This window comes from Microbispora amethystogenes (assembly GCF_016863015.1).
Lineage (GTDB): Bacteria > Actinomycetota > Actinomycetes > Streptosporangiales > Streptosporangiaceae > Microbispora > Microbispora amethystogenes.
Genome location: NZ_BOOB01000021.1, coordinates 144,137 through 157,108, shown reverse-complemented (window position 1 = coordinate 157,108; position 12,972 = coordinate 144,137). Strand labels below are relative to the sequence as shown.

Here is a 12,972-nt window from a genome sequence, read left to right as displayed (position 1 = left end):
GGCTCGGGCCGAACAGGGTCGGATCGGGCGTCAATTGCGGATTGACGATGCGGGAATCGTCAAGCTACGGTTGACGCATGAGTCCACTCAACATCAGCCTCGCCGACCTGATCGCCCGGCTCGACGAGGAACTCCCCGACGCCGACCACCTGGCCCGCATCAGCGAGGCGCAACTGCGTGCCCAGACCCTGTCCGACCTCGCCGACCAGCTCGTCGGCCACTACGTCGGCAAGGCCAAGCAGGCCGGCGCGTCGTGGAGCGAGGTCGGCGACGCCATCGGGGTGTCCAAGCAGGCCGCCCAGCAACGCCACGCGCCCAACGTGTTCGAGCGGTTCACCGACCTGAACCGGCACAGCATCGTGCTGGCACAGGAGGCCGCCCGTACGCACAAGCACGACTTCATCGGCACCGAACACCTCCTGCTCGGCCTGCTCGGCGAACCCCGGGGCCTGGCGTACGAGGTGCTGACGGCGAAGACCGAGTCGGAGCAACGCATCCGCGACGCGATCGAGGAGGCCATGCCGCCGGCCGGGCAGAAGGCGCTGCGGGGTCACATCGCGTTCCGGCCGGAGAGCAAGGACGCCATCGAGCAGGCGTCCCGCGCGTCGGCCGATCTCGGCCACGACTGGGTCGGCACGGAGCACACGCTCCTCGGCCTGATCCGCGTGGAAGAGAGCCCGGCCGCGCGGATTCTGCGCAACCTCGGCTTCACGTCGGACGAGCTGCACGAGACGGTGAAGACCGAGATCGCCGAACGGTCCGCCGCCCGCGACGAGTAGGCCGCCGCAACCTCGCCTGGCGCAGACGACCGAACCGGTTGAGCGCCCGCCGCCGCATGGGGCGGCCCCGTCCGGTCATGGTCCTCACGGGGGAGGACCATGACCGGCGACGACGCGGCCGGCCTGGCTGTACTGACCGGAGACGTTGATTGGTGGAGTTCGGTCCCCATGCATTACGATACGGGCCGTGACGTATCGAAATAGTGTTGATAGGGCGGCGCGTGGCCGTCCCCGTGATGCGGCTCTGGATCAGCGGATCACTGCTGTCGTACTGGAGGTGCTGGCTGAGTCGGGTTACGAGGGGATGTCCTTCGAGGAGGTCGCCCGACGGTGCCAGACATCCAAGGCGAGCCTGTATCGACGGTGGGGGTCCAAGCGGGAGATGGTGATCGCTGCGGTCAAGGCTGGGCCCGCACAGCGCGGGGCCGGCGAGCCGATCGCCACGGGCAGCCTGCGCGGGGACGTGTTGAGCCTGTGCCGGCGCCTGGACCAGACCATGCGCGCTGCGGACAGTCAGACCGCGATGCTGCTCCTGCAGGCGGGCCTGGAGGACCCGGACCTGTGCGAGGCCATCGAGAACGCCATCGGCCCGACAGGAGCCCGGTTGCCGCGACAGGTCATCGACGCCGCGATCGCGCGCGGCGAGCTGCCCGACGGCGCGGACCCTTTCGCATTCGACGAGGTGGTCGGTGCCGCCCTCCTGCTGCGACGGGTCAACGACCTCGCAGTCGACGAGGAGTACCTGTCCGCACTCGTCGACACCATCGTCATCCCAGCCCTGAAGGCATCGTCCGGGCGGGCCCCCCTGCCCGCCGGGATCTTCTCCGGCCACCCGGCCCCCACCGCCCATGAGACCGCCGCGCCCGACGCGAAGGAGAACGCATGACCAGCCGCCTGACGATCAAAGGCTTCGACTACCAGGCCATCCCCGGCACCAACGGCGTCAACCTCAACGTCGTGGCCGGCGGGAGCGGGCCGGCCGTGGTCCTCCTGCACGGGTTCCCGCAGACCCACTACATGTGGCGCCACGTCGCGACGAGGCTTGCCGACGACCACACGGTTATCATCCCTGACCTGCGCGGATATGGCGCCAGCGACAAGCCGGACGGGACCGACCCCGCCACGTACTCCAAGCGCACGATGGCTCAGGACATCGTGACGGTCGCGTCCGCCCTCGGCGTGGACCACTTCGGGCTCGTCGGGCACGACCGCGGTGCACTGGTCGCCGTCCGCGCAGGCCTGGACCACCCCGCGGTCGTGGACTACCTGGGGATCCTCGACGTCCTGCCCACCCTCGACACGTGGGCCGTTCTGCGGGGAGTCGACGCCAAGGTCGCCTGGCACCTGTACCTGATGGCTCAGCCCATCGGGCTTCCCGAGAAGATGATCCGCGCAGTCGCTCCGGAGTTCTTCGGCTCCTTCCTGGACGAATGGGACCCCAGCGGCACGACTTTCACCCCTGAGGAGCGCGCCTACTACCTCGACAGCTCGGTCGCCGCGATCGACTCCATCGTGGCCGACTACCGGGCCACCGCGAGCATCGATCTGGAGATGGATCGAGCCGACCGTGAGCGTGGCGCGCAGCTCGCGATGCCGGTGGGCGTCATCTCACAGGACTGGGGCTCCCAGCTTGGCTTCGACGCCGCATCGCTGTGGCGGGCCTGGGCGCCGGACCTGACCTTCCAGCCGACCGTATCCGGGCACTTCATGGCCGAAGAGAATCCCGACGAGATCGCCACCTTCATCACCACCCTTGCGACGCGCCCGAGCGCGCGCGTAACCAACTGATCGCACCCACATCGCCACACCGAGGGGTCGGGCGCGGATGACCGCGCTGACTGCGCTCCCGAGGTCATGAGACAGCCCGCCGCGGGCCACCTAGGCCGATCCTGAGCGACTCAGCTTGGGGGTCAGTTGGCCGTACAGGTGATGGGCGACGGCGCCTGGACAGCGCCGCCGGACCAGCCGATCGCGAAGTCCATCGTCACCCACGCGCCCGGCGGCAGCGCGCCGTTCCAGGGCTGGTTGGTGACGGTCACCATGGCTCCCGGCGGGGTGGGGCCGCCGTTCCACATCTGCACGTAGCTCAGACCGTTGGGGACCCTGAAGGTGACGGTCCACGAGGAGATGGGCAGCGTTCCCGTGTTCCGCACCGTCAGTTCGCCCCGTGAGGCCGCCGTCCACGAGAGGATGAAGCGGATCGTCGCTTCGCACGAACGCGTACCGGTGGACGCCGACGGGCTGGGCGATGGCGTCGCGGAAGGGCTGGGTGACGGCGAGGGGCTTGGCGACGGTGAAGGGCTGGGCGTTGGAGAGGGGCACGGCGAGGCACTGGGCGAGGGGCTTGGTGACGGGGACGGTGAGGCGCTTGGCGATGGTGACGGCGAGGGGCTTGGTGACGGCGAGGGGCTTGGTGACGGCGAGGGGCTTGGTGACGGCGAGGGGCTTGGTGACGGCGTCACTGAAGGACTGACCGACGGCGAGGGGCTTGGTGACGGCGTCGCGGAAGGGCTGGGCGACGGCGACGAGCTCGGTGACGGTGAAGGGCTGGGCGATGGGGAGAGACACGGCGAGGAGCCGCCGGACGGCGACGGCGACGGTGACGGACTGGCCGACGGTGAGAGCGACGGACCGGCTGATGGCGAGGACGGCGGCCCGCCGTCGACGGGCGGGATCCGGATGATCCGATCGTCGCCGAGGACAGGAGTCCCGCCGACGTCGTGGTTGCTCGTCGTCACCCAGAGCCAGCCGTCCAGACCGAGGGCCACGGTGCGCAGCCGTCCGTACCTCCCCTGAAGCTCGGCCACCGGGGTGCCCGCCGAGCCGCCCGCGGCCGGCGCCGCCCACAGCCGCATTCCGCGCAGGGCCGCGGCGAAGAGCGTCCCGTTGGCGTACGCGAGGCCGCTGGGCGACGCATCGGCCGGGCGCCAGGTCAGGATCGGGTCACGCCAGCGTGCGTCGCCGCACACACCTTGGCAGGACGGCCAGCCGTAGTTGCCTCCCGGAACGATGGCGTTGAGCTCGTCCCAGGCGTCCTCGCCGAACTCCGTGGCGTACAGCCGGCCGCCCACGTCCCAGGCGAGGCCCTGCACGTTGCGGTGGCCGTAGCTGTAGACCGGCGATCCGGCGAACGGGTTGTCCGCGGGCACCGTGCCGTCGGGCCTGACACGCAGGATCTTGCCGCCCAGGGTGCCGTTCTGCGCGTTGTTGGGGTTGCCGGCGTCGCCGGTGGCGACGTACAGCATGCCGTCGGGGCCGAAGGCGATGCGCCCGCCGTTGCGGGACTGGCCGCGGGGAATGCCGCTGAGGACGACCTGCTGCGCGTTGGGGGAGCCCCACCGGAACCGGACCACGCGGTTGTCGGAGGCGCTGGTGAGGTACACGTAGACGAACAGGTCCTGCGAAAAGGCAGGGGACAGGGCGATGCCGAGCAGGCCACCGTCGCCCGTCGTGTACACGTTCTGGATGGTGGTGACCCGGGTGGGCGTGGTTCCCGGATACACCCGCCAGATGTCCGCGGTGGCGCGTTCGGTCACGAGGGCGCTGCGGTCAGGCAGGAACGCCATCCCCCAGGGTGTCTGCAGGCCCGTGACGGCGACCTGCGGCCTGGTGAAGTCGAATCCGCCGGTCGCCGCGCCCGCGGGGGCCGGACGGGTCGCGACGAGCACCGCGGCGGCGGTTATGGCGCAGAGGACGGCCGCGAGTGCCGCGGACAGACGCTTGGGCATCACGTGCTCCCGGGAGGGGAGGGGGGCCGCATACCGGCTTGTCAATCATCGAAAGCGTCTTCCGCGTCCGAGGCAACGGTCCGGCGGGGGCCCGGTCCGGCGGCCTGCGTTTTCGTCCGCCGCCGGGGCCCTGGTGAGGAAACTTTCAGACCCCGCGCCGGCGATGGTGAGGGTCAGCGAGCCGCAGGCCGGACGCGGATGATCCGGTCGTCACCGGCGGCCTGGGTCCCTCGGCCGCTGGGGTGCCCGCCTGCCGCGGCCCGGATGCGGGTCAGGGACGCGAGCGCGAGCAGCAGCAGGAGAGCGCAGGCCCAGGCGAACCAGTCGCCGAACCTGGTGTAGAGCGTGTCGGCCGAGCCGCTGGGCAGCGCCGCGAGTACGGACACGAACGGCGCGTCCGCACTGTGCGCCTCGGTCCGGATCCGGCCGTTGGCGTCGCTCACGACCAGGTCGCCGTCCCGCGCCGCACGCGCCACGGTGAGCCCGGTCTCGACACCCCGGGTGACCGCCATCCTGCCGTGCAGCCAGCGGTCCTGGCCGAAGTCCCAGCCGGGCACGAAGAGCGCCGTGGCGCCACTCCTGCGGTAGTCGCGCACCAGGCCGGGCAGATCAAGGTCGAAACAGATCGCGATCGCCCAGCGGAGGCCCGAACCGGGCACGAAGGCCTTGCGGTCCCCGGGTTGGAAGTCGCTTTCCAGCCCGGGGATGAGGTGGTGCTTGAAGTACTCGACCGGCCGGCTCCCGTCGGCGGGGAAGTCGACGGCCGCGTTGCGGAGGACGCCGGACCGCTTGAGGATCAGCCCGGCGATGATGTCGACGTGGTGGTCGGCGGCGAGCCGCGCCAGCGGCGCCGCCAGGACGGGCAGCGTCGCGTCGTCGGCGATGAAGACCTTCTCCGGCATGACCACGACCCGCGCGCCGCGTGCGGCGAGGCCCGGGATCCGCGCCGTGTACCGCCCGAGGAGAGCACGTCCCTCCGCCGAGGCGACCGGAACCCAGCCGTCCGTCATCCGGTCGGTGGCGAGCAGCGCCACCTTCTCCGCGCCCTCACCGTACGGCGCGCGCAGCCGCCAGGCGCCGTACCCCAGCGCCAGGGCCAGGATGGTCGCGGCGGCGACCGCCACCCGCAGCCGCCCGGCCGCCCGCGGTGCGAAGAACACGGCGACGGCCGCGGGGACCCCGAGGACCAGGAACGTGACTCCCCACGGTCCGGTGACCGAGACGGTCTGCAGGACCGGAAGGACGTCGGCCTGGGTGTAGGCCAGGCTCCACCATGCCCCGTTCGGCGACAGGACCGAGAACGCGTACTCGACGGCGACCCAGGCCGCCGGCACGACGGCGGCGGCCGTCAGCGGACGTCCCCTCAGCACCAGCGCCCGGGACGACAGGACGACCAGCCCGAACAGCAGCGCCGACCCGACGACCAACGACACGACCGTCGGCGGCGGAATTTGCACTGTGCCGAGGAAGTAGCCCCACATCGCCGTCTCGCCGCCGAGCCAGGCGGCCGACGCCGCGAGGAACGTGGTGCGAGCGCCGGCATGGTGGGCGAGGACGAGCACCGGCAGCGGTGCGAGCCAGGTGAGCCAGGGCACCGGCGTGAGCCCGGTGCCGAAATGCAACAGCGTCGCCGACAGCGCCGTGGCGGCGAGCGCCACGGCCAGACGCCGGATCGGTGAGTTCATCGTGCAGCCTCCTTTTCAGCCGCCCCGACCCTCCAGGACCCGGCCTGGACGCACATCACCGGCGGGAGCGGTCCGGGTCCCGGTCTCGGGGACCGGGACGGCTCGGAGAGTCGTGGCAGCGGGTCTCACTCGAAGGAGTGAGACGGCCGTCAGCCGAGCGGGGGAGGCGACGGCGGGGGCGCGCGCATAGTCTTGCCGGGTTCTCTCCGACAACCCCGGAGCCGGTCATGCGGGCGAGCATCCTGAGTCCATCAAGGGCCGACGTCGCGATCGCCGCCGTCGTCACCGTGATGACGGTGACACCCCTCCTGGTCCCGTACCGGCAGCCGTGGTGGGCCGTGGCGCTCGCCGTCCTGATGTCGGTGCCCGTGCTGTGGCGGCGCCGCGCCATCCTCCCCGTCGGGGCCGTCGTGGGCTGCGCCACGACGGTCCTAGCGATCGCGGTGAAGCCGTTGCCGCACTCCGGGGCTCTGGTTCTGCTGCTGCCCTACGGCGTGCTCGTATGCACCTACACGTTCGCGGCGGCGGACCTCTCCCGGGCACGGCGCGCCGGGGGCGTCGCGGGCCTCGCCGCCGGCGTGGCCGTGTCGCTCGTCGTCCCGCAGGAGAACCTGGAGACCTACCGTTACCTCCTCACCGCGATCGTCGCCGCGTACGCCCTCGGTGTGAGCGCACGAGCCCGGCGGGCCGGCCGTGCGGCCGAACGGGAGCGCGAAGCTCGTGTCCGCGAGGAACGTGCCGCCGCAGTCGCACGTGAACGCACGCGGATCGCCCGCGACATGCACGACATCGTGACCCACTCGGTCGGCCTCATGGTGATCCAGGCGGAGACCGGCCCGCTGGTGGTGCGCGATCACCCGGAGAAGGCCGAGGCGGTCTTCGAGGCGATCGCGGAGGCGGGGCGGGACGCGATCGGCCAGCTCCGCCTGATCCTCGGCGCGCTGCGCGGAAGCGAGGGGCCCGGTGGCCCGGCTCCGGCCCGGGGGCCGCAACCCGGGCTCGACGCCCTGCCCGGCCTGCTGGACAACGCCCGCCGGGCGGGCCTGGACGTCTCCGCCGACATGCGGGGTGAGCCACGGCGCCTTCCCTCCGACGTGGACGTCGCGGCGTACCGGATCGTCCAGGAGGCGCTGACCAACACGATCCGGCACGCCGGCGCGAGCACCGTCCGCGTACGGGTCCGCTGGTCCGGTGACACCCTGGACGTCGAGGTCGCCGACGACGGCCGGGGCGGGCGGGAGCTACGGGAGGGACACGGCATGATCGGGATGCGGGAGCGGGTCACGGCGTGCGGCGGCCGGCTTGCCGTCCGGCCGGGGAACCCGGGTCTCACGGTCACCGCGACCCTGCCGATCGGCTGACGGCGTGCTGCGCGTGCTCGTCGCCGACGACCAGGACCTGTTCCGCGGCGGCTTCGCGATGATCCTCGGCGCCCATGACGACATCGCCGTGGTCGGCGAGGCGGCCGACGGCGCCGAGGCCGTCGCGAAGGCGGTCGAACTGGAGCCGGACGTGGTGCTCATGGACATCCGGATGCCCGGCGTGGACGGCGTCGAGGCCACCGCACGGGTGTGTCGCAGGACTTGCGCGAAGGTGCTGGTCCTGACGATGTACGACGCCGACGAGTACGTCTACGACGCCCTGCGCGCCGGGGCCAGTGGTTTCCTGCTCAAGGACGTCCGCCGGGACGACCTCGTACGCGCCGTCCGCCTGGTGGCCGCGGGGGAGTCGCTGCTGGCCCCCGCGATCACCCGGCGTCTGGTCGCCGAGTTCGTCGGGCGTGGACGTGCCCGGCCCCGGCTACAGCGGCGGCTCGGTGAGCTCACCGACCGGGAGACGGACACGCTGCGGCTGCTCGCACGGGGCCGGTCCAACGCCGAGATCGCCGCGGACCTGGTGGTCTCCGAGCACACGGTCAAGAGTCACGTGAGCAATCTGCTGACGAAACTGGACCTGCGCGACCGGGCCCAGGCCGTCGTCTTCGCGTACGAGTCCGGCCTGGTCGTCGCGGGTGAGCAGGAGATGACCCCCACCGACCGGCGTTGACGACTTGGTGCCGCACGCCGCCTCCTGCTTATTGATCTACATTGTAAAGGTGGCAGACTGGTTGACATGCGTGCCAGTCGGTTGCTGTCCCTGCTCCTGTTGCTCCAAACCCGCAACAGGGTGACCGCCGCCGAACTCGCCGAAGAGCTCGAAGTGTCGGTCCGGACCGTCTATCGGGATGTCGAGGCGCTTTCCGCCGCCGGAGTGCCCGTGTACGCCGACCGCGGGCCGCTGGGCGGCTACCGGCTGCTCGACGGCTACCGCACCCGCCTGAACGGGCTGACCGTGGAGGAGGCGTCCTCGCTGTTCCTGGCGGGCCTGCCGGGCCCGGCCGCCGAGCTGGGGCTGGGAGAGTTCGCGGCGGCGGCGGAGCTGAAGCTGCTGGCCGCGCTGCCGCCCGGGCCGCGGTCGCACGCGGCCCGGATGCGTGAGCGGTTCCACCTCGACGTGCCGGGGTGGTACCGCAGCGCCGACGAGGCGCCGTTCCTCACGGAGGTCGCGGAGGCGGTCTGGGAGGAACGGGTGCTCCGCATGCGGTACCGCCGCTGGGGCCCGGCCGAGGTGGACCGCCTGCTGCATCCGTACGGCCTGGTGCTGAAGGGCGGCTCGTGGTATCTGGCCGCGGCCTGTTCCGGCACGGTGCGGACCTACCGGGTGGGCCGGATCATCGAGGCCGAGGTCCTCGACGAGCGTTTCGAACGGCCGCCGGACTTCGACCTCGCGGAGTTCTGGCGCGGCTTCGCCGAGGGGTTCGCCGCGCGCATGTACACCGCCGAGGCGGTCGTACGGCTCGCACCGGGCGGGCAGGACCTGTTCCGGTACACCCTCGGCGGCGACGTCGCCGACAAGGCGCTGGCGAACGGGCACTCCGAGCCCGGCGGGTGGACGCGGCTGACGGTGCCGATCGAGTCGCTCACGCACGCGCGGTGGCTGCTGCTGCGCCTGGGCACCCTGGTCGAGGTGCTGGAACCGCCCGAGTTGCGCGCGCTGATGGCCGAGGCCGTCGCCGACCTGTCCCGGCTGTACGGCACGGAGCAGGAGCCCGGCACGGCAGGATGAGCCCATGTCAGCGAACGGCGGCAGGCGATGGAACCACAACATCCATTACCATCCCCGCATCCTGCGGGCGGTTCCCGATGGAGCCAAGCGGGCTCTCGACGTGGGCTGTGGCGAGGGCATGCTCGCTCGCGAGCTCCGGCGGACGGTGCCGCGCGTCGTCGGCATCGACCTCGACGTCGACCTCGACGCGCCCAGCATCGAGCAGGCCCGCGAGCAGCCCGGCGACGTCGACTACATCCTCGGCGACTTCCTCACCCACCCCTTCGCACCGGCCTCGTTCGACGTCGTGGTGTCCGTGGCCACCCTGCACCACATGGACGCCGCGACCGGGCTGGCCCGCATGCGCGACCTGCTGCGTCCCGGGGGCGTCCTGGCCGTCGTCGGGCTGGCGCGCAGCACCCTGCCCGGTGACCTGCCGCACGACCTGGCCGGCACCGTCCTCGGCACCTTCCTCCGCGTCACGAAGGGCCACTGGCAGCATCCGTCCCCCACGGTGTGGCCGCCGCCGGTGACGTACCCGCAGATGCGGGCGATCGCCGCCGAGATCCTGCCCGGCTCCCGGTATCGCCGGCACCCGCTGTTCCGCTACAGCATCGTCTGGCGCAAGCCCGAGCCCTGAACGGGCAGAGCGCGCGGGGGGTGGCGCGCTGCGAGTGTGGGCCCGCGCCTACGGCGAGTCCTCGGCCACGACGAGGCGGCTGGCCGAGCGGGGGGACGAGGCGGCGATCGGGAAGCTGCGGGCTCCAGCCGAGGCCGGCGACTCCGTCGCGGCGGCGGAGCCGGCCGAGTCGGAGCACGCCGTCGTCGAGCGGGGCTAGAACGGCACGCCGCTCCCTGGCTGAAGCCGCTGAGGCCCTGCCCGGGGCGCGGCGTACCGGGTTCACCGGCCGGTACGCCGCGCCGTGCTCGTCTTCAGGAGGCCCGGGTCACCGGGTGGTGCAGACGGTGCCGTTCAGGGTGAAGGCGGTGGGCAGCACGTTGGGGCCGCTGTAGGCGCCGACGAAGCCGATGGAGGTGGTGGCGCCGGGGGCGAGCTTGCGGTTGTCCGGTGTGCTGGTGACGGTCACGGACTTCCCGCTCTGCGTCCAGTTGGCGCTCCATCCGCTGCTGACGCTCTGCCACGTGGTGGGCCAGGTGAAGTTGAGGGTCCAGCCGTCGAGGGCGGCGGTGCCGGTGTTGGTGATGTCGACGTTGCCGACGAACCCGCTGGCCCAGTCGGTGGTGTCCGTCAGGCGTACGGCGCAGGAGCTCTCGTCGGGAGAGCCGGTGGTGAAGGTGAGCGGAGCGGAGGCCCAGGAGACGCGGCCGGCGGTGTCGCGGGCGATCACGTTGACCGTGTAGCGGGTGCCGGGGTTGAGGTTGTGCACCACGTAGGAGGTGACGGAGGTCTCGCCGAGCTGCTCGGTGACGGCGCCGTTCTGGCGGTGGATCTCGTACTTGGCGATGGGGGCGGCGCCCGGTGCGGAGGCGGGCCAGGAGATGGTGGCGGTCCTGTCGGTGACGCCGCTGACGGTGGGCTGCCCGGGCGCCGCGGGGGCGCCTGTGGTGGCCGCCGCCGGGTGCAGCACCAGCGTGGTCACCGAGTACGGCGGGAGGGTCTGGGTGGTGGCGGTGCCGCCGTGGCCGGTGCTGACGGACGTCGCGCCGTTGGTGAGGCTGGACACCGCGGGCGCCTCGGCGGCGGGGGCGAACCCGGCATAGCCGATCTTCACCTGGCGCTCGTTGTCGGGGTCGCGGTTGACCAGCAGCACGGCGAGGTCGCCGTTGGGGCGGCGGACGGCGTGGGCCGCGACCAGCGGCTCGTCGGTGGCCGCGCGGACGAACTGGTCGCCGGGCCGCGCGAACGCGCTGACCATGGAGATCGCGTGGTAGGGCGCGAAGGGCGTGTTGAAGGGGGGTTCGCAGACGTCGCCCGTGCAGCCGGCGCTGGACAGCATGCCGAAGTCGCCGTAGTCGGTGTGGCCGGCGACGGTGCTGACGGTGCCGATCCCGTTGTGGACGTTCCACCAGTCGATCGTGAACAGGCCCTGTTCCATGAGGCCCGCGTAGGCGTCGGCGGCGAACAGCGCGGCGGGCTGGGTGTTGTACGCGATCCCGCTGTTGATCTCGGTCATGGCGATGCCGATGTCACCGGCGCGGGCGCCCGCGTGCCTGGTGATCTGCTGCTTGACCATGGAGATCATGTCGGGGATGTGCGCGGTCTTGGTGAGGACGTCGGCGACGTCGGTGTGCGGGGGATACCAGTGCAGGATGACGAAGTCGATCTTCGAGGCGGCGATCGACAGGACGGTGTTGTTCCAGGTGGCCTGGTCGCCTTCGGCGACGATGCCGTCGGGCCAGTTGGCGGGGGTGGTGAGCACCGCGCCGATCTTGACGGTGGGGTCGACGGCCTTCATCGCGTCGGCGTACTTCACGACGTTCCTGGCGTACTCGGCCGGGGTCTTGTCGGCGTGGTCGTCGGCCTCCCAGTCGGCGCCGTAGTGGCCGTTGCCGTAGTTCTCGTTGCCGATCTCCCAGTACTTGACGCCGTAGCCCTTGGTGATGTTGGCGTACTTGACCCAGTCGGCGGCCTCCTCGGCGGTGCCGGTGCCGTAGTTGGCGATGACGATCGGCTGCGCGCCGGTGCGCTGCGCGCCGCGGATGAAGGTGTCGAAGTCCGTGTCGGGGGCGACGTAGCCGCCGGGGGCGGTGTGGGTCTTCCAGTGGTAGATGTCGGCGTACGACCCACCGGGGTAGCGCAGCATCTTCACACCGGCGGCCTTGAGGAGGTCCGCGGTCTCGTTCGTCCCGAGGTTGGAGTCCCAGATCGCGTGGTTGGTGCCCACGGCGGTGTCGGACGCGACGGCCAAGGCCGCGCGGGTGTTGACGGTGACGTTGACCGGTGCCGCCTCGGCGTTGGCGGAGGGGATGCCCGCGAGGGTCTGGGCGGCCACCACTGCGCCCATGAGGAGCGCGAGGGCCGGCCTGGTGGTACGCAGGGTGCTCATGACGTCCCTTTGCTGGAGGATCTTGCCGTGCGATCGTGATGAGGCCGTGTGGAACGGTCAAGGAGAACGCCTCGTGCGCGGTCATGAGCTGCGGGGGAGTTAGGCGGGGCGTGCAACTTTCATCCGCCTGGTCTCACCGCCGCGCGGTGGACCGGAGGAATGTCGGTGGGGTCCGGCAGGATGGCCGCATGGCTTCCTGGCAGGAGATCGAGAAGGAGATTCCCGCGCTGGCGGCGCGCGTGCTGGCGAGCATGGGAAAGGGCAGGCACAAGACGATGGCGACGCTGCGGCGGGACGGCTCGCCGCGCATCAGCGGCACCGAGGTGGAGTTCAAGGACGGGGAGGTGTGGCTGGGGTCGATGCCGGGGGCGATGAAGGCGCTCGACCTGCGCCGCGATCCGCGGGTGGCGATCCACGGCCCCTCCGTCGACCCGGACGAGGGGGATCCGGCCTCCTGGGACGGCGAGGCCAAGCTGGCCGGGCGGGCCGTCGAGGTCACCGACCCGGCCGCGCGCGAGGCGTACGGAGTGCCGCCGGGGGAGGACTCCCACCTGTTCCGGGTCGAGGTGACCGAGGTGGTCCACACGCGCGTGGACGAGTCGGGGGAGCAGTTGGTGATCGAGATGTGGCACGAGGGCGCCGGTCACCGGGTGGTCCGCCGCCGCTGACCCTTCCCGCCGCCGCGCGC

General features: G+C 71.7%; 12 protein-coding genes. 9 read left to right on the top strand and 3 right to left on the bottom strand.

Annotated elements, in window-relative coordinates; genetic code table 11:
* Positions 1 to 77: 77 nt before the first annotated feature.
* The 3 genes from Mam01_RS16585 to Mam01_RS16575 all read left to right on the top strand — a co-directional run bounded on the left by Mam01_RS16585 (position 78) and on the right by Mam01_RS16575 (position 2,567).
* The gene (locus tag Mam01_RS16585; protein WP_150934032.1) at positions 78 to 779 is read left to right on the top strand and encodes a Clp protease N-terminal domain-containing protein; all 702 of its coding nucleotides are present in this window, start codon (positions 78 to 80) and stop codon (positions 777 to 779) included.
* Between the two features lie 277 nt (positions 780 to 1,056).
* Positions 1,057 to 1,665 (top strand): TetR/AcrR family transcriptional regulator, encoded by a 609-nt coding sequence (locus tag Mam01_RS16580; RefSeq protein WP_239101363.1) that lies wholly within the window; start codon positions 1,057 to 1,059, stop codon positions 1,663 to 1,665.
* On the top strand, positions 1,662 to 2,567 hold the full coding sequence (locus tag Mam01_RS16575; RefSeq protein ID WP_204286206.1) for an alpha/beta fold hydrolase: 906 nt from the start codon (positions 1,662 to 1,664) through the stop codon (positions 2,565 to 2,567). The genes Mam01_RS16580 and Mam01_RS16575 overlap by 4 nt, the downstream gene beginning before the upstream one ends.
* Before the next feature lie 122 nt (positions 2,568 to 2,689).
* On the opposite strand, the gene Mam01_RS16570 is transcribed toward Mam01_RS16575, so the two are convergent.
* Positions 2,690 to 4,507, bottom strand: coding sequence for a PQQ-dependent sugar dehydrogenase (locus Mam01_RS16570; protein WP_204286205.1), 1,818 nt, complete (start codon positions 4,505 to 4,507; stop codon positions 2,690 to 2,692).
* A 173-nt stretch (positions 4,508 to 4,680) separates the two neighbouring features.
* Complete coding sequence (locus tag Mam01_RS16565; RefSeq protein WP_204286204.1) at positions 4,681 to 6,192, bottom strand: nitrilase-related carbon-nitrogen hydrolase; 1,512 nt, start codon at positions 6,190 to 6,192, stop codon at positions 4,681 to 4,683.
* 227 nt (positions 6,193 to 6,419) lie between these two features.
* Here Mam01_RS16565 and Mam01_RS16560 point away from each other — a divergent pair, with 227 nt between their 5' ends.
* The 5 genes from Mam01_RS16560 to Mam01_RS16540 all read left to right on the top strand — a co-directional run bounded on the left by Mam01_RS16560 (position 6,420) and on the right by Mam01_RS16540 (position 10,115).
* A complete protein-coding gene (locus Mam01_RS16560; protein ID WP_204286203.1) occupies positions 6,420 to 7,553 on the top strand; it encodes a sensor histidine kinase in 1,134 nt (377 codons plus the stop codon).
* A 4-nt stretch (positions 7,554 to 7,557) separates the two neighbouring features.
* Entirely contained in the window at positions 7,558 to 8,238 is a 681-nt protein-coding gene (locus Mam01_RS16555) for a response regulator (RefSeq protein ID WP_204286202.1), read from the top strand.
* 66 nt (positions 8,239 to 8,304) lie between these two features.
* Complete coding sequence (locus Mam01_RS16550; RefSeq protein ID WP_204286201.1) at positions 8,305 to 9,297, top strand: helix-turn-helix transcriptional regulator; 993 nt, start codon at positions 8,305 to 8,307, stop codon at positions 9,295 to 9,297.
* Positions 9,298 to 9,301: 4 nt separating this feature from the next.
* Positions 9,302 to 9,916: a class I SAM-dependent methyltransferase gene (locus Mam01_RS16545; protein ID WP_204286200.1), complete on the top strand. Its 615-nt coding sequence runs from the start codon at positions 9,302 to 9,304 to the stop codon at positions 9,914 to 9,916.
* Positions 9,917 to 9,950: 34 nt separating this feature from the next.
* Positions 9,951 to 10,115 carry a hypothetical protein gene (locus Mam01_RS16540; RefSeq protein WP_204286199.1) on the top strand — a complete coding sequence of 55 codons (165 nt, stop codon included), beginning with the start codon at positions 9,951 to 9,953 and terminating at the stop codon, positions 10,113 to 10,115.
* A 108-nt stretch (positions 10,116 to 10,223) separates the two neighbouring features.
* Here the strand turns inward: Mam01_RS16540 and Mam01_RS16535 are convergent, their stop codons facing one another.
* Positions 10,224 to 12,284 carry a cellulose binding domain-containing protein gene (locus tag Mam01_RS16535; RefSeq protein ID WP_239101362.1) on the bottom strand — a complete coding sequence of 687 codons (2,061 nt, stop codon included), beginning with the start codon at positions 12,282 to 12,284 and terminating at the stop codon, positions 10,224 to 10,226.
* 188 nt (positions 12,285 to 12,472) lie between these two features.
* On the opposite strand from Mam01_RS16535, the gene Mam01_RS16530 reads away from it, so the two are divergent.
* Positions 12,473 to 12,952 carry a pyridoxamine 5'-phosphate oxidase family protein gene (locus Mam01_RS16530; RefSeq protein WP_204286198.1) on the top strand — a complete coding sequence of 160 codons (480 nt, stop codon included), beginning with the start codon at positions 12,473 to 12,475 and terminating at the stop codon, positions 12,950 to 12,952.
* The last annotated feature ends 20 nt before the right edge of the window (positions 12,953 to 12,972 follow it).

Bases quoted from the DNA above. Each gene is read 5' to 3' on its own strand.
- Mam01_RS16545 (WP_204286200.1), top strand. From the start codon at position 9,302: ATGTCAGCGAACGGCGGCAGGCGATGGAACCACAACATCCATTACCAT.
- Mam01_RS16565 (WP_204286204.1), bottom strand. From the start codon at position 6,192: ATGAACTCACCGATCCGGCGTCTGGCCGTGGCGCTCGCCGCCACGGCG.
- Mam01_RS16560 (WP_204286203.1), top strand. From the start codon at position 6,420: ATGCGGGCGAGCATCCTGAGTCCATCAAGGGCCGACGTCGCGATCGCC.
- Mam01_RS16535 (WP_239101362.1), bottom strand. From the start codon at position 12,284: ATGAGCACCCTGCGTACCACCAGGCCGGCCCTCGCGCTCCTCATGGGC.
- Mam01_RS16585 (WP_150934032.1), top strand. From the start codon at position 78: ATGAGTCCACTCAACATCAGCCTCGCCGACCTGATCGCCCGGCTCGAC.
- Mam01_RS16530 (WP_204286198.1), top strand. From the start codon at position 12,473: ATGGCTTCCTGGCAGGAGATCGAGAAGGAGATTCCCGCGCTGGCGGCG.
- Mam01_RS16570 (WP_204286205.1), bottom strand. From the start codon at position 4,507: ATGCCCAAGCGTCTGTCCGCGGCACTCGCGGCCGTCCTCTGCGCCATA.
- Mam01_RS16550 (WP_204286201.1), top strand. From the start codon at position 8,305: ATGCGTGCCAGTCGGTTGCTGTCCCTGCTCCTGTTGCTCCAAACCCGC.
- Mam01_RS16575 (WP_204286206.1), top strand. From the start codon at position 1,662: ATGACCAGCCGCCTGACGATCAAAGGCTTCGACTACCAGGCCATCCCC.